At 67.5% G+C, this 24585-nt stretch carries 17 protein-coding genes and 1 pseudogene; 5 read left to right on the top strand and 13 right to left on the bottom strand.

Annotated features, from left to right (window positions below; genetic code table 11):
• From AC1DDH_RS12785 to AC1DDH_RS12770, 4 genes are all read right to left on the bottom strand, one after another.
• Positions 1–2121, bottom strand: coding sequence for a beta-galactosidase (locus AC1DDH_RS12785; RefSeq protein ID WP_476955567.1), 2121 nt, complete (start codon positions 2119–2121; stop codon positions 1–3).
• A 2-nt stretch (positions 2122–2123) separates the two neighbouring features.
• Positions 2124–3092 (bottom strand): carbohydrate ABC transporter permease, encoded by a 969-nt coding sequence (locus tag AC1DDH_RS12780; RefSeq protein WP_476871775.1) that lies wholly within the window; start codon positions 3090–3092, stop codon positions 2124–2126.
• Positions 3089–3880 (bottom strand): carbohydrate ABC transporter permease, encoded by a 792-nt coding sequence (locus AC1DDH_RS12775; RefSeq protein ID WP_476955566.1) that lies wholly within the window; start codon positions 3878–3880, stop codon positions 3089–3091. The genes AC1DDH_RS12780 and AC1DDH_RS12775 overlap by 4 nt, the downstream gene beginning before the upstream one ends.
• A gap of 74 nt (positions 3881–3954) precedes the next feature.
• Entirely contained in the window at positions 3955–5271 is a 1317-nt protein-coding gene (locus AC1DDH_RS12770; RefSeq protein WP_476860371.1) for an ABC transporter substrate-binding protein, read from the bottom strand.
• 239 nt (positions 5272–5510) lie between these two features.
• On the opposite strand from AC1DDH_RS12770, the gene AC1DDH_RS12765 reads away from it, so the two are divergent.
• Both AC1DDH_RS12765 and AC1DDH_RS12760 read left to right on the top strand, forming a co-directional pair.
• Entirely contained in the window at positions 5511–6842 is a 1332-nt protein-coding gene (locus AC1DDH_RS12765; protein ID WP_476955565.1) for a hypothetical protein, read from the top strand.
• 189 nt (positions 6843–7031) lie between these two features.
• Positions 7032–9659 carry a trehalase-like domain-containing protein gene (locus AC1DDH_RS12760; RefSeq protein ID WP_476955564.1) on the top strand — a complete coding sequence of 876 codons (2628 nt, stop codon included), beginning with the start codon at positions 7032–7034 and terminating at the stop codon, positions 9657–9659.
• 30 nt (positions 9660–9689) lie between these two features.
• On the opposite strand, the gene AC1DDH_RS12755 is transcribed toward AC1DDH_RS12760, so the two are convergent.
• The 5 genes and pseudogenes from AC1DDH_RS12755 to AC1DDH_RS12735 form a co-directional block, all read right to left on the bottom strand.
• Positions 9690–10832 carry a GmrSD restriction endonuclease domain-containing protein gene (locus tag AC1DDH_RS12755; RefSeq protein ID WP_476955563.1) on the bottom strand — a complete coding sequence of 381 codons (1143 nt, stop codon included), beginning with the start codon at positions 10830–10832 and terminating at the stop codon, positions 9690–9692.
• Between the two features lie 153 nt (positions 10833–10985).
• Positions 10986–12115: pseudogene (locus tag AC1DDH_RS12750) on the bottom strand (FAD-dependent oxidoreductase).
• Between the two features lie 67 nt (positions 12116–12182).
• Positions 12183–13109, bottom strand: coding sequence for an AEC family transporter (locus AC1DDH_RS12745; protein ID WP_018774009.1), 927 nt, complete (start codon positions 13107–13109; stop codon positions 12183–12185).
• A gap of 106 nt (positions 13110–13215) precedes the next feature.
• A complete protein-coding gene (panD, locus tag AC1DDH_RS12740) occupies positions 13216–13644 on the bottom strand; it encodes an aspartate 1-decarboxylase (RefSeq protein ID WP_028275366.1) in 429 nt (142 codons plus the stop codon).
• Positions 13645–13736: 92 nt separating this feature from the next.
• Positions 13737–14687: a LysR family transcriptional regulator gene (locus tag AC1DDH_RS12735; protein WP_476873816.1), complete on the bottom strand. Its 951-nt coding sequence runs from the start codon at positions 14685–14687 to the stop codon at positions 13737–13739.
• A 142-nt stretch (positions 14688–14829) separates the two neighbouring features.
• Between AC1DDH_RS12735 and AC1DDH_RS12730 the strand changes: the two genes are divergently transcribed.
• Together AC1DDH_RS12730 and AC1DDH_RS12725 are read left to right on the top strand one after the other, a co-directional pair.
• A complete protein-coding gene (locus AC1DDH_RS12730; protein WP_476887075.1) occupies positions 14830–16293 on the top strand; it encodes an amino acid permease in 1464 nt (487 codons plus the stop codon).
• Positions 16294–16542: 249 nt separating this feature from the next.
• Positions 16543–20097: a proline dehydrogenase family protein gene (locus tag AC1DDH_RS12725; protein ID WP_476955562.1), complete on the top strand. Its 3555-nt coding sequence runs from the start codon at positions 16543–16545 to the stop codon at positions 20095–20097.
• Between the two features lie 132 nt (positions 20098–20229).
• Here AC1DDH_RS12725 and AC1DDH_RS12720 read toward each other — a convergent pair whose 3' ends face one another.
• Both AC1DDH_RS12720 and AC1DDH_RS12715 read right to left on the bottom strand, forming a co-directional pair.
• Positions 20230–20508 carry a hypothetical protein gene (locus tag AC1DDH_RS12720; RefSeq protein WP_476955561.1) on the bottom strand — a complete coding sequence of 93 codons (279 nt, stop codon included), beginning with the start codon at positions 20506–20508 and terminating at the stop codon, positions 20230–20232.
• Between the two features lie 357 nt (positions 20509–20865).
• The gene (locus AC1DDH_RS12715) at positions 20866–21720 is read right to left on the bottom strand and encodes a LysR substrate-binding domain-containing protein (RefSeq protein ID WP_079550633.1); all 855 of its coding nucleotides are present in this window, start codon (positions 21718–21720) and stop codon (positions 20866–20868) included.
• Positions 21721–21860: 140 nt separating this feature from the next.
• Here AC1DDH_RS12715 and AC1DDH_RS12710 point away from each other — a divergent pair, with 140 nt between their 5' ends.
• Positions 21861–23258 carry an MFS transporter gene (locus AC1DDH_RS12710; RefSeq protein WP_476955560.1) on the top strand — a complete coding sequence of 466 codons (1398 nt, stop codon included), beginning with the start codon at positions 21861–21863 and terminating at the stop codon, positions 23256–23258.
• A gap of 16 nt (positions 23259–23274) precedes the next feature.
• On the opposite strand, the gene AC1DDH_RS12705 is transcribed toward AC1DDH_RS12710, so the two are convergent.
• Together AC1DDH_RS12705 and AC1DDH_RS12700 are read right to left on the bottom strand one after the other, a co-directional pair.
• Entirely contained in the window at positions 23275–24435 is a 1161-nt protein-coding gene (locus AC1DDH_RS12705) for a N(5)-(carboxyethyl)ornithine synthase (RefSeq protein WP_476955559.1), read from the bottom strand.
• Positions 24432–24581 (bottom strand): hypothetical protein, encoded by a 150-nt coding sequence (locus AC1DDH_RS12700; protein ID WP_018774018.1) that lies wholly within the window; start codon positions 24579–24581, stop codon positions 24432–24434. Before AC1DDH_RS12700 ends, AC1DDH_RS12705 begins: the two co-directional genes overlap by 4 nt.
• Positions 24582–24585: the final 4 nt, after the last annotated feature.

Here is a 24585-nt window from a genome sequence, read left to right as displayed (position 1 = left end):
TTACAGGGTTGAGTGGCTTGACTGGTTTGAGTGGCTGGCGGAGGTGCCGACCAATCGGGCGGCAGCCGAACGGACGACGGCGGCACCGCCGGCCGCGAGGCCGAGCCCGCCGTCGAGTTCGGCGCCGGTGAGCAGGTCCACGCCTTCCAGCGGCAGCCGGACGTCGTGGGCGCCGTGGTTGATGCAGAACGTCCAGTCGGTCCCGTCCTTGCTGCGCCGGACCACTTCGACGTCGGCCGGCAGGTCCGGGACGAGCGGCTGCACCCTGGCATCGGCGCAGACGACGGCGAGCAGTTCGCCCAGGCCCTCCGGCGCGAGTGACGTGGCGACATAGTAGGAGCGGCCGCTTCCGGCACGGTTACGGGTCACGGCGGGAGAACCGGCGGCCGGTCCCTCTTCCACGGCCGCGAGGACCTCGGCGGTGGTGGCATGCCCCAATTCGTTCCAGCAACTACCCGCCCCGAAGCTGCTGAGCCGGATGCTTTCGCCGCCGCGCAGCGGGAAAAACTCTTCCATCTTCACGCCCAGCAGTCCGCTGAACGCGCCGGGGTAGCTGCCAAGCCTGATGTGGTCATTTTCGTCCACGATACCGGAGAAATAGGTCACCACGAGGTGGCCGCCGGAGCGCACGTACGCGTCCAGATTCGCGGCCCCGGCATCGCTCACGAGGTACTGCATCGGCGCGACGACGAGCCGGTAGCCGGATAGGTCATCGGTGCCCTGGCGGAAGTCGGTGGGGATGCCGGCGCGGTAGAAGGCATCGTGCCAGCGCCGGGTTTCGGCGATGTTGGAGGCGTCCACGCTCGGGTGCGAATCCAGTTCCGAGGCCCAGCGGGCGTCAGTGTCGTGGAGGATCGCGACGTCCACCCGGCCGGACGCGCCCGTAACCACCGAGCCGCTGACTTCGGCCAGGCTCCGCAGCGCCTGGCCCAGCTGGACCACTTCGCGCCAAACCTTCGTGTCCGTGCCGGCGTGCGGCAGCAGCCCGGAATGGAACTTTTCGGCGCCGGCCCGCGAGGCCCGCCACTGGAAGAAGAGCGCACCGTCGGCGCCGCGGGCAACATGCTGCAGGGAGTTGCGCAGCATCTCGCCGGGCGCTTTGGCGATGTTGCGCGGCTGCCAGTTCACGGCAGAGGTCGAATGCTCCATGAGCAGCCACGGCTTGCCCTTGGCCCAGCCGCGGGTGAGGTCTGCGGTTGCCGCCAGTTCCTGGAAGTTCCGCGGATCCTCGGCAATCAGGTAGTGGTCGTTGGAGACCACATCCATCTCCTCGGACCAGCGCCAGTAGTCCACGGGCTGGTGCAGGCCCATGTTGAACCCCATGAAGTTGGTGGTCACGGGATGTCCCGAGTGCGTGCGGATGATCGCGGCCTCGGCCTTGTAGCATTCGAGCAGCTCATCGGAGGAGTAGCGGGCGAAGTCCAGCTGCTGGGTCGGGTTCACCCAGGTCCCGGAGGTGCGCGGCGGCAGGATCTGGTCCCAGGCCGAGTAGCGCTGGGACCAGAAGGCGGTGCCCCACGCGGCATTGAGGGCCTCCAGGCTGCCGTACCGGCGTTCGAGCCAGCGCCGGAAACCCGCGGCGGCACCGTCCGAGAAATCAGGCTGGTTGTGGCAGCCGTACTCGTTGTGGACATGCCACATCACGACGGCGGGGTGGTCCTTGTACCGGGTGGCGATCTGCTCGGTCAGGGCCGCGGCGGCCCGGCGGTATTCGGCACTCGACGCCGCGAAGGCCTGCCGGGAACCGTAGCTGTGCCGCACGCCGTCGGCGGTCACGGGCAGGGAGTCGGGGTACTTGTGGCTGAACCAGGGCGGCGGCGACGCCGTGGCGTTCGCCAGGTCCACCCGGATGCCGTTGGCGTGCAGCAGGTCCAGGACCCGGTCCAGCCAGCCGAACTCGTAGACGCCCTCGGACGGCTCAAGCAGGGACCAGCTGAAGATGCCCACGCTGACCAGGTTGACGCCGGCCTCGCGCATCAGCCGGACGTCCTCGTCCCAGGTCTCCTCGGGCCACTGTTCCGGGTTGTAGTCTCCGCCGAATGCCAGCATCGGGGAGCCTTCGGAGCCGAGGCGGGCGGTGATGTAGTCCATGGCGTTGTTGTGGTTGGAGCTGTTGTCCACGTTTATCCTTTGCTGGAGCCGAGGGTCAGGCCCGCCACGAAGTGGCGCTGCAGGAGCAGGTAGATGATCAGGGCCGGAACGGCCGTGATCATGGCGCCGGCGGCGATCAGGTTGTAGTTGGAGAGGAACTGGCCCTGGAGGTTGTTGATCGCGGTGGTGACCGGAAGCCGGTCTCCGCTTTGGATGAAGAGCAGGGGCCAGAAGAAGTCGTTGTAAATGAAGATCACCTCGAGCGTGCCCATGGCGGCCAGGGCCGGGCGGCACAGCGGCAGGATGATGTCCCAGTACTGGCGCCAGACGCCGGCACCGTCAACCAGGGCCGCCTCGGTCAGCTCGGGGGACAGGGCCTTCATGTAGTTCGAGAGGACGAACGTCACGAAGCCGATCTGGAAGGCGGTGTCCACGGCGATCACGCTGATGTAGGTGTTGAGCAGGTTCCCGGAATCGCTGACGGCGTAGGGAAGCTCGAAGTGCTTGAACATTTCAAAGAGCGGCGCCGCGAGCACCTGCGGCGGCAGCAGGTTTCCGGCGGTGAACATGATCAGCAGGGTGATGTTGAACTTCCAGCTCACCCGGCTCACGGCGAACGCCATCATGGAGGCGAAGAAGAGGATCAGGAACACCGAGGGGACCGTGATGAGCACGGAGTTCCAGAACAGCTGGGAAAAGCCGCCCTGTGTCCAGGCCTGGGCGAAGTTGTCGAAGTTGAAGGCGCCGCCGGTGCTGAAGTAGCCGTATTTGTCGGTGTCGGCTTTGGGCCGCAGGGCAGTGAAAATGGCCCAGGCCAGGGGTACGAGCCAGATCGCCGCCATGACGATGAGGAAGACGTGGGTGCCGTAGTGCTTCTTGCCCTGCTTGTTGTTGGCCGGCCTGCCGGGGCGGGGGCCGGTCTTGCCTGGGCCGGAGCTGCGCTGCCGGGCGTCTGCCGGGCTGCCGGCCGCGGCGGCATCGGTTGGATGGGCGATGCTCATGCCTCTTTGTCCTTTCCGAATGCGCGGGAGAGGTAAAACGTGATGGGGATCAGCGAGATGACGAGCAGGATGACGGCCAGCGCCGAGCCGATGCCGATCACCTGCCCTTCGCCCACCAGGTTCTGGATGACCAGGGCGCTGATCAGTTCCAGCCCGTTGGTGCCGCGGTTGATCACGTAGACGATGTCGAACGCCCGGAGGGATTCGATGACGGTGATGACGATGATGATGACGTTCACCGGGCGCATGGCCGGGAAGACCACCTGGAAGAAGGTCTGGACCGCGTTGGCGCCGTCGATCTGGGCCGCCTCGCGCAGGGTCGGATCCACGCCCTTGAGCCCGGCCAGGTACAGGATCATGACGTAGCCGGCGTGCCGCCAGGTGGCGGCGAAGAGGGCTGCCCAGATGTTGACGCTGGAATCCCCGAACCAGTCGACGGCCTGGGGCGTGCCGGCGGTGCCAAGCAGGAAGTTCAGGAGGCCGCTGTCCCGGTTGTAGAACAGCTGCCAGATGATCCCGATCAGGGCCAGGGAGAGCATCACCGGGGCGAAGAAGATGCTCTGGTAGATCCGCGTGCCGCGGATGTTCTGGTCCAGGAGCACGGCCAGGAGCAGCCCCAGCGGGGTGGCGACGAGTGCCAGGAACGCCAGCCACAGCACGTTGTGCTGCATGGCCGGCCAAAACGGCGGGTAATCCTGGGCGATGAACTGGTAGTTCTCGACGCCGGCGGGCTTGATGTCGGTCAGCTCCAGCCCGTTCCAGCGGGTGAAGGACAGTCCGACCGACATGAGGGTGGGGATCCAGACCAGTACGAGCTGGATCAGGTGCTGACCGCGCGGTCACCCGCGCGGTCAGCACGGCGCTACTGGGCGGCGTACAGGGACTTGGCCTGGGCTTCCAGGTTCTTCACATCGACGTTGCCGTCCTTGATGAACGACTGGAGCGCCGGGATCATCACGTTGTTGGCCATGGCGGGCAGGGCATCGCGGTCGAAGAACTGGCTGATGTTCTTGGCGCCGCTGATGGCCTCGGCCAGCTTCTTGTTCAGCGGAGTGAACTTGGAGGTATCGGCGCCCTTGGCGGTGGCGATGTTGGACGAGTCGACCGAGGCGTACACATCCTGTCCTTCCGGGGTGCCGACGTAGGCCAGGAAGTCCCGGGCGGCCTGGTTCTGGCCGCCCTTCTTGGAGAGCAGCAGGCCGTCGATGGGTGCCTCGATGGCATCCTGGCCTTCCACCGCGACCTCGGGGAACGGGAAGAAGTCGATGTCGTCGGCGATTGTCTTGTCCGTGAACTGCTGGGTGAGGAAGGAGCCGAGCAGGTACATGCCGGATTTCTTGTCCGCGAGGGACTTCGCCGAGTCCTGCCAGGTCATGCCCAGCGCGTTCGGGTTCTGGAACGGGAGCAGGGCCTTCCAGGTGTCGAAGACGTCGCTGACCTTCTTCTGGTCCCAACTTTCCCGGTGCGCGGTGAGGTCCATGTGGAACTGGTAGCCGTTCAGGCGCATGTTCAGGTAGTCGAACGTGCCCATGGCGGGCCAGCCGTCCTTGTCCGCGAATTCAATCGGGATCAGGCCGTCGGCCTTCATCTTGGTGGCGAGGGTCTTCAGCTCATCGAACGTCGTGGGGACGGTGTACCCCTTTTCCGTCCAGAGGCTCTTGCGGTAGAAGAAGCCCCAGGGGTAGTTGTAGTTCGGGATCAGGTACATCTTGCCGTCGGCTCCGGTCGAGGCCTTTTTCAGGGCATCGGAGTAGTTTCCGCCGACCTTTTCCCAGACGTCATCGATCGGGGCGAGCAGTCCCTTGCCGGCGTAGTACTGCATGCGGTACCCGGCGAACCAGGTGAAAGAATCGTCGGGGCTGCCCTGGAGGTAGGTGTTGATCTTGTTCTGGAAGTCGTTGTGCGCCACCACGTTGGTGGTGACCGCGATGCCGGACTTCTTCTGGAAAGCGTCGGTCACCGCCTTGTAGGCAGCCTTGGGGACCTCGTCGGAGGACCCGGAACCGAACGTGGCCGTCTTGGCGCCGCCGCTGGCAGGTGCGCTGCCGCCCGTGCAGGCCGAGAGCAGGGGAATGCCGGCCATCGCGACTGCTCCGGCGCCGAAGGTCTTCAGCAGCGTCCTCCGGTCCCACCCGCCTCGGCTGGAGGCCCGGAGCAGTGCGTCTTCATGCATGGTCATAATTTCTCCTTTGAAATAACGCGGGTGGAGTGAAGCAGCTCACATCATTAGCTATCATAATCGCACAATAAGGAACGTCAAGTAGCAAAAAAGAACATTTTGATGCGCATGGCCGGACTCGTCCGTTGACTTAGGGCGGGACCGCTCTTAGCGTTAAGCCCCTCAGGGTGCCGATGTGGTCCGCCGGTTGGCGGTGGCGCCCGGAACCGCGGATACATGGCGAAAACCCAGGTGCACCCATGAAGATCAAGTCCACAGCCGCCGCCACGCTGCTCGTCCTGCTGTTCCTGGGAGGATTGCTCGGCGGCCCGTCCGCGTCCGCGCCGGCGTCGTCCGAGGGCGCCACGTATTACGTGAGCGCCGACGGCAGTGACGCCAACGACGGGACGTCGCCGCAATCAGCCTGGGCGACGCTCGACAAGGTCAATGCCACTGCGCTTCGGCCCGGGGACTCGGTCAGCTTTCGCCGCGGAGACATCTTCTCCGGCGGCCTTGTTGTCGGCCAGAGCGGCACCAGCCGGCTCAAGGTCACGCTGAATGCCTATGGAAGCGGCGATCCGCCCGCTGTTACGGGCGGACTGGCAGGAACGTGCGTCAGGCTCGACGGCGACTACATCGCCGTTGACGGCCTGCGGGCGGAGTCGTGCGGCTATGCGGGCTTCAGTATCTACGGCGACCACGGCACCGTGCGGAACTCCGCCGCCAGGAACAATGCCGCGGGCATCAAAGTGAGCGAGGGCTCCGACTTCGGCACCTATACCAACAACACTCTTGCCGACAACAACATCATGAACGTCAATACGCCGGGGGAGCTGTGCGGCACCGCCACGGCCCTGAAGTGCGATGACGACTCGGGCGCCTTTGGCTTCCTGATCAACGGCAGCGACAACGAGTTCGCCGGCAATACCGTCACCGGCTCCACCGCATTGTCCTACGACTTTGGCCACGACGGCAGCGCGTTCGAAATTTTCAACGGCAACCGGAACAGGATCCACCACAACGTGGCCGTGGATAACAACGTCTTCTCCGAACTGGGGCGCGGCAAGGGCGGAACTGCCGACGGCAACACGTACAGCTACAACCTGGTCCGGTCCACCTGCGGCCCCAACTGCTCCCAGGCCATGGGGCTGATCGCGCGCGGCAGGACGTCCTCCTTCGGCCCGACCAACGGCACCACGTTCGAATACAACACCGTGTGGCTGGACGGCGCGGACTCCCAGGCTCTGGTCTGCCACGCGTCGTGCCCGGCCTCCACCGTCGTCAGGGGAAACATCCTGGTGGCCGCCCGCAACGCGCTGTGGATGGACGGCGCCGGCTGGACCGAGCGGGAAAACGTCCTCAACGGGCCCACGAACATCATTCCCAATGCCACCTCCACTACCGAGCCGGCCGACTTTGTCAACGCACCCGCCGATCTCCACCTCTCCGGCGCGAGCCCGGCCATTGACCGGGCCGGGGTCAGCCCCTTCCCCCTGGATCTGGACGGGCGGCCGGCCAACCAGAAGGGCGACTGCCAGGGCGGCGGCGCGGCCGATGCGGGGACCTACGAATACAGGCCAGCCGGCTGCTGAAACGCAACGGCATGGCGGCGCAGCAAGGAACCAGCACTGGTGCCAGGGTGTCCGGGCGGCCCGGCGGATGTTACACAGTCGCAACTGCCGGGACACCCATGCGAAATCGTCCCGGGGTCATACTTGAAGTGCGTCCTCCCGGGGACGATTCGCATGCAGGCATTGGGGACTACTCGAAGGACCGCGCCGATGCCCACACCGCTCAACCAGGCCCTGGCCGACTCTGCGCTTCTCACCAAATCCCTCCCGCTGGGCCTGCTCCGCGCTTTCGTGCAGACCAACGCGGCCGACGACGGGCTCACGCCGCAACTGCTGGCTGAGCTCAAGATCCTGGCCCGCACTCCTGGGCTGCTCGTGGCCTGCAACTACGGCGGCACGCTGTGCGCGGCAGAAGGCATTTCCACCGAGACCCTGCCGCTGGGCAGCGCGGCGATCGCGTTGAGGGCCCTGGCAGCCCTCCCGAACACGCACGCGGCCGTCATCTCCGGGCGGTCGCTGCGGGATCTGGCCGCCGTCTCACGGCTCCCCGCGGAGGTACACCTGGTCGGCTCGCACGGCGCGGAGTTCGACATGGGCTACGCCCACGGGCTGTCCCTCGCCACCGAATCAGTGCTGCAGCAGGCCAGCCAGGCACTCGCCGAAACCGTGGGCGCCTACCGGGGCATCAGCATTGAGCGCAAGCCGGTCGCCGTATCGGTGCACACCCGCCCGGCCGGCCCGGACATCGTCGCACTGGCCACCTCGAAGGCGGAGGAGATCGCCCGGGCGCACGGGCTGCATTTCGTCGTGGACGGCTCGGTGCTGGATCTCTCCGTGGTGGAACCGTCCAAGGCCTCCGCGCTGGAGCACCTGCGCTCCATGCTAGGCGTGAGTGCCGCCCTCTACGCAGGCGACGCCTCCAGCGATGAGCTGGCCATGGCGACGCTGCGCGGGCCGGACATGGCGCTGCGCGTGGGGGAGGGGCCCACCGTGGCAGCCCACACGCTCCGGGACCCGGAGTCGTTCGCCCGCGTCCTGGCGATCCTGTTCGAACTGCGGCGGGCGTGGCTGTTCGGCGAGGATGCCGTGGGGCTGGAGCGGCACTCCATGATCGGCAACGGCTCGTCCACCGCCCTGATCACCCCGGACGCGAAGATCTGCTGGATGAGCCACCCGCTGCCGGACAGCGGGTCGCTGTTTGCCCATCTGCTCGGCGGCGATGCGGCGGGGCACTTCTCCGTGGAACCGGCGAAGGCCTCGCAGGTCCTGGGCCAGCGCTACGTGGACAGCACCATGATCGTCGAAACCCGCTGGGCCGACGTCACCGTGACGGACTACCTGGAGCCGGCCCCGGACGGCATCACCAGCCTGGTCCGGGTGCTGTCCGGCACCGGCACGGCCCGGGTCGTCTTCGCCCCGCGGCCGGACTACGCGAATGCCCCGTTCAGCATGGAGGCGCGCGGAACTGAACTGCACGTCGTGGGAACCGCGGATCCGATCATTCTCCGGGCTCCCGGCGTGGCCTTTGCCATCACCTCCGACGGCCGGCACGCCACGGCCACGGGCGACGTCGATCTGCGGGACGGACCGGTGGTCCTCAACCTGCGCTGCGGCGACACGGAACCTCAGCCCGCGATGCCGGGTGATGAGACCGGGCGCCGCGCCGCCGTCGCCCATCACTCCCGGCGCTGGGTCAACGAACTGCAACTGCCCGGCGTGAAGCCGTCGCTGGTCCGTCGGTCCGCGCTGGTGCTCCGGGCGCTGGTCCATGAACCCACCGGCGCTGTGCTGGCCGCGCCCACCACCTCACTGCCGGAGGGAATCGGCGGCACCCGCAACTGGGACTACCGGTACTGCTGGCTGCGGGACGGGTCCATGACCGTCAACGCGCTCGTGGACCTGGGCTCCACGGCCGAGGCCGAGGGATTCCTGGCGTGGCTGGGCCGGATTCTGGCCCACGCCCCGGGTCCGGAGTGGCTCCATCCGCTCTACTCCGTGACCGGGGCGCCGCTGTCCACCGAGGCCATCATCGAGAGCCTGCCCGGCTACGCGGGATCCCGCCCGGTGCGGATTGGGAACGCTGCCGACCACCAGGTGCAGCTGGACGTGTTCGGCCCGATCGCCGAGCTGATCCACGCCCTCAGCGCCCGCCAGGGCATGCTCTCCGACGGGCACTGGGACCTGCTGGTCCAGATGGCCGCAGCCGTGCTGGCCCGCTGGCACGAGGCCGACCATGGCATCTGGGAGGCCAGGCGGGCGCCGCGGCACCATATCTACACGAAGGTGATGTGCTGGGTGGCGCTCGACCGGGCGCTGCGCACGGCCGTCCGGCATGGCCGGGAACCGCTGCCGGCCTGGGAGCCCACGGCGGCGAAGATCCGGGAGGAAGTCCTGCGCGAGGGCTGGGACGAGTCGGCGTCCTCCTACACCGTGGCGTACGACAGCCCGGACCTGGACGCAGCCGTGCTGCACATCGGTCTCTCCGGCTTGCTGGACGTCAACGACCCCCGGTTCCTGGCCACCGTCACGGCGGTGGAGCGGGAACTGCGGGTGGGGCCCACCGTTTTCCGCTACAGGTACGACGACGGACTGCCGGGCCTGGAGGGCGGCTTCCACATCTGCACCACCTGGCTGATCGAGGCCTACATCGCCGTGGGCCGGATCGAAGACGCCTGGGACCTCTTTGACCAGCTGGTGAACCTGTTCGGTCCCACGGGGCTGCTGCCCGAGGAATACGACCCCGGCACGGAAACCCACCTGGGCAACCATCCCCAGGCGTATTCGCACCTGGGCTTCATCCGCTGCGCCCGGCTCCTGCACGAGCACCAGAAGAACTGACCACCCGGCCCGGGGACGGGCCGGCCGCCGCTATTCGCAGCCGACGCCGTCCCCGTCCCGGTCCAGCCTGCGGCTGTACCCCGGCTGGCCGACGCGGATGGGCGCCGCGCCGGCCGCACGGACCGCGGCACAGTTCGCGTACGCCACGCCGGCCGCCGGTGCCGGTGCCGGTGCTGGCGCGGGTGCTGGCGCAGGCGCGGCTTGGGCCGGAGCGGCGGCCGGCTGGGTGGCGGGGGCCAGGGCGTTCGGGCAGTTCGACAGGACCCGGGCCATGGCGTCGTGCTCGGCCTGGGTCACCCAGAGCCCATAGCTGGATTTCACCGAAATCTGGCGGGCGACGTAGTTGCAGCGGTAGGACTTGTTCGGCGGCAGCCAGGTGGCGGCGTCGCCGTCGCTCTTGCTCTGGTTGGCCGGGCCGTCCACCGCCAGCAGGTTTAGGGGATCGTTGGCGAAGGCCAGCCGCCGTGCCGGGCTGAGCTGCTGCGCGCCCTTCTGCCAGGCGTCGCTGAGGGCCACGACGTGGTCGATCTGGACGGCGGTGCTGGTGGCATTGCCGCGCAGGAAGTGGATGGCGACGGCCGTGTAGGGGTCGGCCAGGTCGCCGGAGAGCACCACGCAGTCCCGCGTCCCGGGCCGGAGCGCGACAGAAGTAAGGTCGCGGCGGAGCACGTCGTTGCGGGTATCGCAGCCATTGTGATCAACGTCGGACCAGGCCGGGCCGAACTGGTCGCGGGAATAGCCCGTCTTGGGGGCGCGGCCCTTGACGGGCAGCGTGGCCAGTACCGCGAGGGCCTTGCCCGCCAATGCCGGCTGCCGGGGCGCGGCGGCCGCAACATCGGCGCCGGCAACTTCGATGCCTGAAGCTTCGGCACTGGGAACTTCGGCACTGGGAACTTCGACACCGGGGGTGGCGTCCGGATCCAGCGGAGCGCTGTCCGTGCCGGCCGACGCAGTGGCGGGGGTAGCCGTGACGACGGGGAGGACGCCGGTTCCGGCGGCCGGGGGAACAGTACCCGGGCCGGAGCACGCTGACGTCGCCACCAGCAGCAGGCCCGCCACCCCGCGCACGATCCAGTCGACCGCGCCGATCCTCGGGCTGCGGGCACTCATTCCTTGGGCGCCGCTGGACTGGATGTCGCTGGACTGGATGCTGCCTGACCGCGTGCTGAGCAATTTTCCCCCACCTCATGCTGGCGCGCCGGGTATCCGCGGGCGCTTAAGACCGGCCCCAGCCTACCGGTCCACACAGCAACGCGGGGTCACATCACGCCCATGCCGGGCCCCACCATGGGCGCTATGTGACCCCGCGTTGGCTCTCCGACGGAGTCAGCGGACCCCGGGGCGGGAGGCCGAGAAGAGAGCCGGCGCTCCGCCGTCGCCGGTCGCGAGGTCGGCCAGGATCCTGCCCACGACCGGCGTGAACTTGAAGCCGTGCCCGGAGAAGCCGGCGCCGATGACAACCGGCCCGATCCGGTCCAGGACAAAGTTCTCATCAACGGTGGTCGTGTAGGTGCAGCTGATGTCGGTGAGGGAGTCGGCGTCGACCCCGGGCAGCCAGTCCCGGGCGTAGCGCTGCAGGGCCGCCCGCTGCTCGGGCTCCGGCGCGAAGCTCCGCCGGTCCGGGTCCACCACCGGGCCCACCCCGTGCCATCCGGCCTTGATCCCCTCGCCCGGTGTTTGCATGCCGTAGACCGGCGAACGCCAGTACGCGTACGCGTCCCCGTGGCCGGGCATGTGGTTGAACCCCGGCCACTGGGCGCCCTCATCGGTGATGGCGAAGTGTGCGGGTTGTTCCTGCGTGACCGTCAGCCGGGGCAGGGGCGCGACCCCGGAGAGCAGTTTCGTGGTCCAGCCGCCGGCGGTGACCAATGCCTGCCTTGCGGTGAGCACCTCGCTGCGGCCCCCGGCCTCGAGCGTGAGCCGGACGCCGTCGTCGAGGACATTCAACTCGAGGACCTTCACATGATGGCGGATCTCGGCGCCGAGCCCGGCGGCGAGCCGCTGCAGCGCCGGCAGTGCGGCGTCCGGGTTCAACTGGCCGCCATCCGCCATGTGCAGCACGCGCGTATCGAAACGGATGCCCCGCCAGCGCCCGGAGGCTTCCCCGGCGGAGAGGAACTCCGCCCGGAGCCCGGCGGCAAGCAGCGCGTTCCGGATCTCGGGCAACCGCGGATCGGGGCCGTGGTTTACGACGCCGGTGCGCGCCAGCAGCCGCTCGCCGGCGTCCGCTTCGAGCTCCCGCCACAGCCCGGCCGCCTCTGCCAGCATGGCGACGTAGTCCGGATCCGCGTAGCCGGGGTTGAAGTTCCGGGTTGTGCCGTGGGAGGCACCGTTGCGGTGGCCGGGACCGAACTGCTCCAGCAGGGTCACCTCCCGGCCGCGCCGGCCAGCGCCCACGCGGCGGCCGAGCCCATCGCGCCGCCGCCGATGACCACAGTGTCCAGGGTTGTTTTCAAGGGTCCTCCTCCGGGTTTGGTGCCGGTCCGCCGATCCCGTTCAGCCGGGCCCGGCTGCCCGGCGAGGTCAGGCCAGCAGCAGGGCCACGCCGATCATGGCGGGCACAGCTACCACCGTAGTGATCAGCACGGTGTCCCGGGCTACCGTTACGCCGGTGCGGTAACGGCTGGCCGCGACAAACACGTTTTGGGCGGTGGGCAGGGCGGCCGTGACGACGGCGGCAAAGAGCGCCTGTTCCTGCATGCCGAGGACAAAATGGGCAAACAGGTAGGCCACCAGCGGGTGGACAACGAGCTTGAAGAAGCTCGCCAGCAGGGCGTCCAGCCGGCGTCCGGCGGCCGCCTGCAGCGGCTTGGAACCGTTCAGGCTCATGCCGAAGGCGATCAGCATGGCCGGGATCGCGGCCCCGCCAATCAAGTGGATGGGCTCCAGGATCAGCGGCGGTACCGTCCAGCCGGTGGCGGCCACCAGGAGCCCGAGTCCGGTGCCCACGATCATCGGGTTGCGCAGGATCATGAGCACGAAACTCAGGGGCGTAGTGCGGTGCGAGCTGGTGGTGGCGTCCAACGCCATGAGGAACAACGGGGTGAAGAAAGCCAGCTGGAAGATCAGCAGGGGTGCCACATAACTGGCATCACCGAGCACGAAGACGGCTATGGGAATGCCGAGGTTGGCCGAGTTGGCCAGGGACGAGCTCATGGAGGAGATGAGGGCTTCCGGCAGGGACCGTTTGAGCGCGAAGCGCACAATGCCAAAGAACAGGACCGCCGTGGTTACCGCCCCGACTGCCGTCACGAGCAGCGGCGCGGCAAAGACGTCGTGGAGTTTCGCCTTGCTGAGGGTCTCGAACAGCAGGGCGGGGCTGGCCACAAAAAACGTCAGGGCGCTCAGGACGGGGCGGGCGTTCTCGCCCAGGATATTGCGCCGGCCCACGAACATGCCGACCAGGATGATGGCCCAGACGACAAAGAATCCTGCCAGTACCCCTAGCACGCGGTTCTCCGCAGCGGGGCGGGTGGGCGGCGGGTGATGGTCACCCGTCCAGAGTAATCAGCTTTATTCCGCGGGCTGTCCTATTACGCCCGACGGCGCGCTGCCGCTAGTTGAGCGCGGCGTTGTTCAGCGAGTGCGGCGGACGCATGAGCCCGGGTGTCATGCCCTCGGCGGGGTCGTTGCCGATCTGGACAATCTTGTTGTCCTGGTCAACGTGGACCACCTTGGGGTTGTACGCCTTGGCCTCTTCCGTGGTCATCTGGGCGTAGGTGATGAGGATGACGATGTCGTTCTCATGCATCAGGTGGGCGGCGGCGCCGTTGATGCCGATCACGCCGGAACCGCGCTCGCCGGCAATCGTGTATGTCTCGAGCCGGGCGCCGTTGGTGACATCGACAATCGCCACGAGCTCCCCGGGCAGGATGTCGGCCGCCTCCAGCAGATCCAGGTCCACGGTGACGGATCCGACATAGTGCAGGTCCGCGTGCGTGACCGTCGCGCGGTGGATCTTGGATTTGAATATTGTGCGATTCATAACGACATCAGTCTAACGCGGGGCCACCGCCCGCGCTGTGGCCCACTGCACATGCCGCGGGCCGTTACGCGCACGGTTCCACATGCCGGAAGTCACGCGGGCCGGTCCACGGGGGCCGGACCGAGGACGCCCGCGGCCGCCGCCGGCACGATGGATGCCGCCGTCACCGCCAGGATTTCCCGGGCCGCCAGCAGTGCGGGCCGCCTGGCGCTCGAGCGCCGCACCGAGGTGAACACCGTACGGTGCGGATCCCCGGGCAGGTCCAGGAGTTGCGCGCTGGTGCCGCGGCCGGTCCACACGAGGTCGGGCATCAGGGCCACCGCATTTCCGGATTCGATCAGCCGGATCTGGGCCTGCAGGTCGGCGGTTTCAAAGCGGACGTCGGGCTCAAACCCGGCGCTCCGGCAGGCCTGCTCGGCCCAGTGCCGGGAGGCCGCTCCGCGGGGTTCCATCACCCAGGCCAGCCCTGCGGTATCGGCCAGCGTCCTGATGGGGTCGCGGTCGGGCGAGGGGGGCGGAACGGCGAGTCGGATGGCGTCGCGGGTCAGGGCCACGCGGTCCAGTTCGGCATAGTGCGGGGCGGCGTGGCCCGGGTACTGCTCGGCGATCACGAGGTCGAAGTCGCGGGCCCACGTCTCGTGCAGGGCCGTCTCCGGTTCCCGCTGGGTCATTTCGACGCGGACTTCCGGGTAGCTGGCGGTCATCCTGGTCAGGGTGTCCGGCATGAGCGCCAGCGCGGCAGACTGGAACACCGCAATCCGCACGGTGCCGGTGACCGTGGTCAGCGACGCGGCCAGGTCCGCCTCCGCCTGCTCGAGGGTCTCCAGGAGCTGGGAGGTGTGGGCCACCAGGACTTCGGCCTGCGGGGTCAACTGCACCCGGCGCCCGGTCTTGCGGAGGAGCTCCACCCCTGCCTCCTTCTCAAGGAGGGCCAGTTGTTGCGAGACTGACGACGGGCTGTACTGAAGCGCTTCGGCCACTTCGGCCAAAGTGCCCCGAATCTTCAGTTCGCGCAACAGTCGCAAACGCCGGACGTCGAGCATCTCTATTCCTTTGTGAATCCTGACGGTTATTCATTAAGAGAATTCACTTTATCTAATGCAACCGGGCTTGCATACTGTTCTCACTCGATAAGCCCCATCACAGGGTGGAGTGATGGGCACCGCACCTAAGCAGGAGGCCCTCATGGCTACACGGGATTTGTCACAGTCGATCATGCGGCGCAAGCCCATCGACGACATCGAGGAAGAAAACAAACACAGCGGTCTGCACAGGAGCCTGGGGCTCTGGCAGTTGACGGCCATCGGCGTCGGCGGCATTATCGGCGTCGGCATCTTCTCCCTGGCGGGCCTTGTGGCCCACGGCAGCGAGTCCGAGCCCGGAGTCGGACCGGCCGTGCTCATCTCCTTCCTGATCGCCGGTCTGGCATCCGCCGCCGCAGCGCTGTCCTACGCGGAGTTCGCAGGAATGATCCCGCGGGCGGGCTCGGCCTACACCTACGGCTACGTTGCCCTCGGCGAGATCATCGGCTGGTTCATCGGGTGGGACCTGCTGCTGGAGTACATCGCCATCGTCGCCGTGGTGGCCATCGGTATTTCGGGCTATTTCGACGCGTTCCTCTCCGGTATCGGCATCCATATGCCCGCCTGGATGACCGCGACGCCGGATGAAGGCACCGGCGGCATCATTAACCTTCCCGCGATCCTCGTCTGCCTGCTCGTGACCTGGATCCTCTCCCGCGGCACCAAGACCTTCGGCCGCTTCGAACTGATCGCCGTCGGCATCAAGGTGCTGCTGATCCTGTTCATCATCGGCTTGGGCATTTTCTACGTGAACACCAACAACTACAACCCGTTCTTCCCCAGCGGTTTCGGTCCCGTGGTGGCCGGCTCCGCTACGGTGTTCTTCGCGGTGTTCGGCTACGACGCCATGAGTACCGCGGCGGAGGAGGCCACCGACGGCAAGAAGCACATGCCCAAGGCGATCATCCTCTCGCTGGTCATCGCCATGCTGCTCTATGCCGCCGCCACCCTGGTGCTCACCGGAATGCAGAACTTCACGGAGATCGACCCCAAGGCCGGCTTCGCCTCCGCCTTCAACAGCGTTGGCCTTCCGGTGATCGCGACGATCATCTCCGTGTTCGCCGTCCTGTCCATCCTCACCGTGATGCTGACCTTCCTCCTCGGCGTCACCCGCGTCTGGTTCTCGATGAGCCGCGACGGCCTGCTGCCCGGCTGGTTCTCGAAGACGGACCGGAACGGCACGCCCCAGCGCGTGACCTGGATCGCCGGCGTCGGGGCCGCAGTCCTGGCCGGCATCCTCCCGATCAAGGCCGTGGCAGACCTGACCAACATCGGCATCCTGGCCGCGTTCGTCGTCGTCTGTGTGTCGGTGATCGTGTTCCGCTACAAGAAGCCCGACGCCCCGCGGACGTTCCGGCTGCCGCTGATGCCCGTGGTTCCGGCGTTCGGCGTGTTTGCCTCGCTCTTCCTGATGTTCCAGCTGCACTGGGAGACCTGGCTGCGGTTCGTCGTCTGGCTCATCGTCGGCCTGATCATCTACTTCACGTACGGCCGCAGGCACTCGCTGATGAACCCGGACAGCCCGCGGCACGAGGAGATCGTGGAGATGCACCGCCCCCTGACCTAGCCACCCCACCCCCCGTTGCGCTATCACTTCTGGCTCCCATTCCCGGCTCTTCCCGGGGTTTAAGGCCCGGAAGTGATAGCGCAACGGGTTTTTAAGCGGCAGGGGTGGTTCCCGAACGTTCGGGCGGGAACCGGAAGCGTCGGTTTTTCTAACCGGTATTGCTCAGAAAACTTCGCTTTATCTTATGAAAATCCGGTCGCATACTGTTTCGTAAGAGGTCCACATTTTGAGAAAGAACGTGTTTCAGCCATGACCAACATCTCCACGGAGCCCGGCGCCACCACCGGAAACGCCGCAGGCAACGACGCCACGCACGCCGCCGTTTCGGAAGGCTCCACGGTCCTTGAGGCCGCAGCCCTCGCCGAGGACACCATCGCGCTGGTGCGCCGCTGGCTCACCGAGGCTGCAAAGGTGCCCGTCGACGCCTCGGCCGAGCAGCTCGCCGGGGTCCTGAAGGACCCCAACGGCCTGGACTTCACCGTCGGGTTCGTCGACGGCGTCGTCCGTCCCGAAGACCTGCAGGTCGCCGCCCGCAACCTCGCCGCCCTGGCCCCCAAGGTCCCGGCCTTCCTGCCCTGGTACATGCGCAGCGCGGTCCGCCTCGGCGGCACCATGGCCCCGGTCCTGCCCCAGGTGGTCATCCCGGTTGCCCGCCGGGTGCTGCGTGAAATGGTCGGCCACCTCATTGTCGACGCCACCGACGCCAAGCTCGGCCCAGCCATCGCCAAGATCCGCAAAGACGGCATCAAGCTCAACGTCAACCTCCTCGGCGAGGCCGTGCTCGGCGAACACGAGGCCTCCCGCCGGCTCGAGGGCACGCACACCCTGCTGTCCCGGCCCGACGTCGACTACGTCTCGATCAAGGTCTCCTCCACGGTGGCCCCGCACTCCGCCTGGGCCTTCGACGAGGCCGTGGAGCATGTCGTAGAGAAGCTCACTCCGCTCTTCGCCCGCGCCGCCTCCTATGCGTCCACTGGCCAGAAGGCCAAGTTCATCAACCTGGACATGGAGGAATACAAGGACCTGGACATGACCATCGCGGTCTTCACCCGGATCCTGGACAAGCCCGAGTTCAAGAACCTGGAGGCCGGCATCGTGCTCCAGGCCTACCTCCCGGATGCCCTGTCCGCCATGATCCGCCTGCAGGACTGGGCCGCCGCCCGCCGCGCCGATGGCGGCGCCGCCATCAAGGTCCGCGTCGTCAAGGGCGCCAACCTGCCGATGGAGCAGGTCGAGGCCTCCCTGCATGACTGGCCGCTCGCCACCTGGGGCACCAAGCAGGACTCGGACACCAACTACAAGCGCGTCATCAACTACTCGCTGCACCCGGACCGGATCCGCAACATCCGGATCGGCGTCGCCGGCCACAACCTCTTCGACATCGCCTTCGCCTGGCTCCTGGCCAAGCAGCGCGGCATCGCGGATAGCGCAGAGCAGAGCATCGAATTCGAGATGCTGCTCGGCATGGCCCAGGGCCAGGCGGAAGCCGTCAGACAAGACGTCGGCTCCCTCCTGCTCTACACGCCCGTGGTCCACCCTGCCGAGTTCGACGTCGCGATCGCCTACCTGATCCGCCGCCTCGAAGAGGGCGCCAGCCAGGACAACTTCATGTCCGCTGTGTTCGAACTCAGTGAAAACGAAACGTTGTTTGAGCGCGAGAAGCAGCGCTTCCTCGCCTCGCTGGCCAAGCTCGACGACGAGGTCCCGGGCCCGAACCGGCTGCAGAACCGCGCCCTTCCGGCCGCGCCGCTGCCGCACGATTCGTTCGAGAACACTGCCGACACAGATCCGTCGCTGCCCGCGAACCGCGACTGGGGCCGCGCCATCCTGGGCCGCGTGACGACGTCGACACTGGGCAACGCCTCCGTCGAGGCCGCCACGATCAACGATGCCGCGACCCTGAACGCCGTGATCGATACCGCCGTCGAGAAGGGCAAGGCCTGGGGTGCGCTCTCCGGCGCCGAGCGCGCCGAAATCCTGCACCGCGCCGGCGAGGTCCTCGAGGCCCGCCGCGCGGACCTTCTTGAGGTCATGGCTTCCGAGACCGGCAAGACGATCGACCAGGGCGATCCGGAGATCAGCGAGGCGGTCGACTTCGCGCACTACTATGCCGAGTCCGCCCGCAAGCTCGACGACGTCGACGGCGCCACCTTCGTCCCGGCCAAGCTCACCGTTGTGACGCCGCCGTGGAACTTCCCGGTCGCCATCCCGGCCGGCTCCACCCTTGCGGCCCTCGCCGCCGGCTCCGCCGTCGTGGTCAAGCCCGCCAAGCAGGCCCGCCGCAGCGGCGCCGTCATGATCGAGGCCCTCTGGGAGGCCGGCGTTCCGCGCGACGTGCTCACCATGGTCCAGTTGGGCGAGCGGGAACTGGGCCAGCAGCTCATTTCCCACCCGGCCGTGGACCGCGTCATCCTGACCGGCGGCTACGAGACCGCCGAGCTGTTCCGCTCGTTCCGCAAGGACCTGCCCCTGCTGGCCGAGACCAGCGGCAAGAACGCCATCATCGTCACCCCGAGCGCGGACCTGGACCTCGCGGCCAAGGACGTCGCGTACTCCGCGTTCGGCCACGCCGGCCAGAAGTGCTCCGCCGCCTCGCTGGTGATCCTCGTCGGCTCCGTGGCGAAGTCGAAGCGCTTCCACAACCAGCTGATCGACGCCGTCACCTCGCTGAAGGTCGGATACCCGCAGGACCCGGCGAGCCAGATGGGCCCGATCATCGAGCCCGCCAACGGCAAGCTCCTGAACGCCCTCACCACCCTCGGCGAGGGCGAGACCTGGGCCGTCGAGCCGCGGAAGCTCGATGATTCGGGCAAACTCTGGAGCCCCGGCGTGCGCTCCGGTGTCCGCCGCGGATCCTACTTCCACCTCACCGAGTTCTTCGGCCCGGTCCTGGGCGTTATGACCGCCGAGACCCTCGAGGAGGCCATCGCGATCCAGAACCAGATCGAATACGGCCTCACCGCGGGCCTGCACTCGCTGAACAGCGAGGAACTGGGGATCTGGCTGGACACCATCCAGGCCGGCAACCTCTACGTCAACCGCGGCATCACCGGCGCGATTGTCCAGCGCCAGCCCTTCGGCGGCTGGAAGAAATCCGCCGTCGGCGCCGGCACCAAGGCCGGCGGCCCGAACTACCTCGTCGGCCTCGGCGAATGGGTCAGCAAGCCCAGCACCGCCGCCGGCACCCCGGGCGCTGCTCCCGCCCACGCCGGCGTCCGCAGGATCGAGGACGCCGCCAAGGGCTTCCTGACCGCCGACGAACTCGCGCCGCTGCAGCGCGCGCTCGCCTCCGACGCCCGCGCCTGGGCCGAAGAGTTCGGCACCGCGAAGGACGTCTCCGGCCTGAGTGCGGAACGCAACGTCTTCCGCTACCGTGCTCTGCCCGTCACGGTCCGCCTCGCGGATGGCGAGCCGCTTGCCGGCCTCGTCCGGACCGTCGCCGCCGGCGTTTTGGCCGGGTCCGTCCTGACGGTCTCCACCGCCGTCGAACTGCCCGCCCAGCTGCGCGCCGTCCTGTCCGGGCTTGGCATCGCCGCGACTGTTGAGAACGACGCCGAATGGCTCGCTTCCGCCGGCACCCTCGCCGCGGCGGGCAAGCTCTCCGGCGCCCGGATCCGGCTGATTGGCGGGGACGCCAAGGCGCTGGCCGAGGCCACGGGCGGACGCCCGGACCTGGCGGTGTATGTCCACCCCGTCACGGAAGCCGGACGCGTGGAACTGCTGCCGTTCCTGCACGAGCAGGCCATCAGCATCACGGCGCACCGTTTCGGCACGCCCAACCACATCTCGGACGCCCTGATCTAGCCCGGGGCTGCTAAAACCCCGGCTCGGGCGTGCTAGAACCCTGAAACCCAAAAAACACCGCCGCTGTGCAGGCACCATAAGGTGCGGCACGGCGGCGGCGTTTAACGGCGAAGGCGCTAAGCAGAGCCGGGGCTAGCCGAAGTACCAGCCCGGCGGGACCCAGGAAGCGGGGACCGCGTGGGCGGAGAAATCGTCGCAGCCCGAGCAGAAGTAGGTGACCTCGCCGAGCTTGCTGACCGAGCCGTCCCTCCGGTGCGTGGCCGGGACGAAGGTCTCCAGGTAAATGAACTCGTCCGTGCCGCAGCGTTCGCAGTACGGACTGGCCACATAATCGGACTCTGCGAGGGTAGTCGGGCGGATTCCCCGTTGGCCCGGGGTGGCCGCGTGCTGGGCCGCGGCTGAGTGCTGCATTCCGGCGGTCGAGTGGTGCATGGCCGCTGCGGGGTGGGCCGGCGCGGTTACCTGACGGGCGGACTTTGTCGCGTGGGCGGCGGGGGCGGGCAATCGGGGGTGATTAATGGCTGGCATCAATGGCGGCCTATCCCGAACGTTCCGACGCCAGCCACAGGCGCCAGCGACGGACAGCGTTCGTTTTTCGAATCGTTGTCGTGGGCCACTGCTTGACCTCGAACGGTGGATCTTAAGTAGTGTCAGGATAGATGAAGTACGTGCACCGTTCAATGGTCAAGTAAGTACTGCTCGGGTCCGGGTAGTCCGCCCCGTAGGTACCGTGGCAGGATCAGCGTTGGCTGCGGGACCGCCCGCGCGTCAGGCCGGTCGCTTCAGGGTCCGGCCCACGATCGCCTGCGTCAGGGCATCGATCACCTCGGTATTGGCCAGCGGATTGCGGATGAGCGTGAAATCGACGTCGCCCACCGGCGGCAGATCGAAGCGGCGGGTGATGATTTTCAGATCCTCCGGCACCAGGGAGGAAGGCATTACCGCCACACCGATGCCGGCCCGGACGGCGGCCAGTACGCCGCTGATCTGGCGCGTGGTGCAGGTGATCCGCCAGGTGCGCCCGGTGGCCTCCAGGGCGTCGATCGCAAGCTTCCGGCTCAGGCTGGGGGAGGGGTAGGCGATCAGCGGGACAGGATCAGCCGGTTCCAGCACGGTCTGCTCCAGCCCGACCCAGGCGAAGGCGTCCTGCTGGACCACGGTTCCGTCCTTGGCACCGGCCACCCATTTCACAAAGACCAGATCCAGTTGCCCGGCGTTCAGGCGCTTGTAGAGCTGGTCGCTTTGCCCGACCGTCAGCTCGAGGTTGATCTGGGGATAGATCTGCCGGAACTCCCGGAGGATGCGTGGCAGCCCGGTGATGGCGAGATCATCGGCCGTGCCGAAGCGCAGGCGGCCGCGCATGGCGGAGCCGGAGAAATAGCGGGCGGCGGAGTCGTGCGCGGCGAGGATGCTGCGGGCGAAGCCGGCCATGGCATCGCCGTTGTCGGTCAGGCGTACATCCCGGGTATCCCGGGCAATCAACACCCGCTTGGCGGCGGTCTCCAGCTTGCGGACGTGCTGGCTGACGGTGGGTTGGGCCAGGCCGAGGCGCTCGGCGGCCTTGGTGAAACTCAAGGTTTCGGCCACGGCCAGGAATGAGCGGAGCTGGGCGGGTTCGAACATGGCGGTCTCCGGATCGGGTGCCGCATACCCTGCATTGCGTTTTGTAATGCGAGTTATGCGTGGAATAGGCTTCCATAATCTCTTGGGGCCAGCCTAGCGTTAAGTCCATCCCACTCACCCGCTCTTTTGAGGACTTTTCCGTGGCACCCCCTCCGCCGCTAGAGGCGAACGCAGCTTCCCTGCCGGACACCATCACCCAACCACTCGCCGTCGTCAGCCAGCCTCTGCCTTGGCGCCACACTTTCATTTCGCTCAAGGTCCGCAACTTCCGCATCTTCGCGATCGGGCACTTCGTCGCCGTCATCGCGCTCTGGATGCAGCGGATCGCCCAGGACTGGCTGGTGCTCCAGCTCTCCGGTTCCGTCACCGCCGTCGGCATCACCGTGGCCCTGCAGTTCCTGCCGTCCCTGTTCCTAGGCCCGTGGGCCGGCATGATGGCGGACCGCTTCGCGAAGCGGAAGATCCTCATGCTGTGCCAGTCGGTGGCCGCCGCGTTGGCCGCGGTCCTTGCCGTCCTGGCGCTCAGCCAGCGGATCGAGGTGGGGCACGTCTACGCGATCGCGCTGGTTCTGGGCCTCGTGACCGTGCTGGACCAGCCGGCCCGCCAGGTGTTCGTCAACGAGCTCGTGGGCCCCGGCTATCTGCGAAACGCGATCAGCGTGAATTCCACGATCTTCCAGCTGGGCGGCCTGATCGGTCCTGCGATCGCCGGGATCCTGCTGACCGCCGTGGGGGCCGGCTGGGCCTTTGCCGCCAATGCGGTGGCCTGCTGCTTCACGGTGGCCATGCTCCTGAGCCTGCGCAAGGACCAGCTGCATGTCAGCACCCCGGCCGCCAAGCGCCCGGGCATGCTGCGGGAAGGGCTGGACTATGCGCTCAGCAAGCCCACCATCTACTGGCCCTGGCTGATGGCCGGGTTCATCGCGGTGTTCGCGATGAGCCTGCCGGTGCTGCTGGCCGCTTTCGCGGACCACGTGTACGACGCCGGTGCCGGCGGCTACGGGCTGCTCAACACACTCGTGGCCCTCGGCGCCCTGGCCGGCGCCATCACCTCGGCCCGGCGGCGCGCCCTGCGGCTGCGCTCCGTGGTGCTGGGCGCCGGGATGTACGGGCTCATGCTGTGCCTGGCTTCCCTGGCACCGTCCATGGCCTGGTTCGGCGCGGCCATGGTGCTGGCCGGATTCTGGTGCCTGATGTTCCTGACCGCCGCGAACCAGCTGGTCCAGGTCAGCGCCAACCTGGCCATCCGCGGGCGGGTCATGAGCCTGTACATCATGGTGCTGATCGGCGGCCAGGCGATCGGCGGCCCGATGATGGGCTGGCTGGCCGAGCACGCGGACCCGCACACCGCCGTCCTCGTCTCCGGCGGCGTCCCGGTGCTGGCTGCCGCGACCGTCGCCGTCGTCCTCGCCCGGCGCGGGCAGCTCATGCTCAAAGTGGACCTGAAAGACCGGCGCCGGCTGCTGCGGATCGTCCCGACCGATTTCCGCACCGAAAAAGGACAGCCGCTACGTGGATCCACGCAGCGGCTGCCCTGATTCGTCGCGGAAACCCCTAGAGCTCCAAGGGGCGGTGCGGGAACTCGGCTTCCCGCTGCTGGAACTGCAGCACATCTGGGTTCAGGACCACGCCGTCGCGGATTTCGATCGCGCGGCGGATGGTCTCGCTTCCCGCCCAGGCTTCGGGGCCGGACACCACGGTCTCGAGGAACGGCAGCAGCGCCTCGCTGATTTCCCAGCTGGCGGAATTCCAGAGGTAGGACGGGCTGTGGTCCACGGCGTAGTAGTCGATGTGGTCGCCCACTTTGAACATCGGCTCGGCGAAGGTGGTGGTTTTCGCCCAGCTGAAGCCCATGCCCTCGTCGCAGGAGACGTCCACGATCAGGCTGCCGGGCCGGAAAGCGGCCAGGTCCCCGGTGCGCAGGTAGGTCAGCGGCGCGTTGGGGTCCTGCAGCGTGCAGTTGACCACGATGTCGCTCGCGGCCAGGAACGGCGCCAGCGGCACGCGCCCGCGCTCGGTGATGACCTCGCTCAGGAACGGCGCCTCGCTGTCATGGTCGAACTGCGCGATCCGTACCGAGTGGATGGGAGAGCCAACAGCGGCAACACCGCGGTTGGTCAGCACCTGCACGTCATGGACACCGTGGGCGTTCAGCGCCGTCACGGCGCCGCGGGCGGTGGCCCCGAAGCCGATCACGACGGCGCTCAGCCGGCGGCCGTAGTCTCCGGTGGAACCGGTCAGCGCCAGGGCATGCAGCACGGAACAGTAGCCGGCGAGCTCGTTGTTCTTGTGGAAGACATGCAGGCCGAAGCCGCCGTCGCTGGCCCAGTGGTTCATGGCCTCGAAGGCGATCAGCGTGAGTTTCTTGTCGATTGCCAGCTGGGTGATGGCCCGGTCCTGGACGCAGTGCGGCCAGCCCCAAAGGACCTGCCCGTCCCGGAGTTCGGCCAGGTCCTCGGGCTGCGGCTTGGGCAGGAGGACGACGTCGGCTTCCGCCAGCAGTTGCTGTCGCGGCGCGATGCGCCCCACGAGGGGTGCGAGCTCGGCGTCGGACCGGCCGAAGCGCTCGCCGTAGCCTTCCTCGAGGATCAACCGGTCCCGGATCTCCGGCGCGATGCGGTCCAGGTGCAGGGGGTGGATCGGGAGGCGCCGCTCGTCCGGTTTGCGTGTGCCGGCGAGGATGCCGAGCGTGAGGTAATTCGGTGAACGGGTCACTTCTTTTTGGGGCTCGCCGTCTTTGCGGCGGTCACTTTATCGAGGGAGCTGGCCGGCGCTGAAGCGGCCCTCTTGTCAGCGCGCTTTTCCTTAATGGATTTGCCGGATTTCTTGGATGCTGCTTGACGGGGGGATTTGTCAGCCATGATT

Source organism: Arthrobacter sp. 10T425 (assembly GCF_056393985.1).
The sequence above is the reverse complement of the archived record's forward strand: the minus strand, read 5'-3'. Positions and strand labels throughout refer to the sequence as shown.

Bases quoted from the DNA above. Each gene is read 5' to 3' on its own strand.
- AC1DDH_RS12700 (WP_018774018.1), bottom strand. From the start codon at position 24,581: ATGGCTGACAAATCCCCCCGTCAAGCAGCATCCAAGAAATCCGGCAAA.
- AC1DDH_RS12780 (WP_476871775.1), bottom strand. From the start codon at position 3,092: ATGAGCATCGCCCATCCAACCGATGCCGCCGCGGCCGGCAGCCCGGCA.
- AC1DDH_RS12735 (WP_476873816.1), bottom strand. From the start codon at position 14,687: ATGCTCGACGTCCGGCGTTTGCGACTGTTGCGCGAACTGAAGATTCGG.
- AC1DDH_RS12760 (WP_476955564.1), top strand. From the start codon at position 7,032: ATGCCCACACCGCTCAACCAGGCCCTGGCCGACTCTGCGCTTCTCACC.
- AC1DDH_RS12770 (WP_476860371.1), bottom strand. From the start codon at position 5,271: ATGACCATGCATGAAGACGCACTGCTCCGGGCCTCCAGCCGAGGCGGG.
- panD (WP_028275366.1), bottom strand. From the start codon at position 13,644: ATGAATCGCACAATATTCAAATCCAAGATCCACCGCGCGACGGTCACG.
- AC1DDH_RS12775 (WP_476955566.1), bottom strand. From the start codon at position 3,880: ATGTCGGTCGGACTGTCCTTCACCCGCTGGAACGGGCTGGAGCTGACC.
- AC1DDH_RS12730 (WP_476887075.1), top strand. From the start codon at position 14,830: ATGGCTACACGGGATTTGTCACAGTCGATCATGCGGCGCAAGCCCATC.
- AC1DDH_RS12720 (WP_476955561.1), bottom strand. From the start codon at position 20,508: ATGCAGCACTCAGCCGCGGCCCAGCACGCGGCCACCCCGGGCCAACGG.
- AC1DDH_RS12765 (WP_476955565.1), top strand. From the start codon at position 5,511: ATGAAGATCAAGTCCACAGCCGCCGCCACGCTGCTCGTCCTGCTGTTC.
- AC1DDH_RS12715 (WP_079550633.1), bottom strand. From the start codon at position 21,720: ATGTTCGAACCCGCCCAGCTCCGCTCATTCCTGGCCGTGGCCGAAACC.
- AC1DDH_RS12725 (WP_476955562.1), top strand. From the start codon at position 16,543: ATGACCAACATCTCCACGGAGCCCGGCGCCACCACCGGAAACGCCGCA.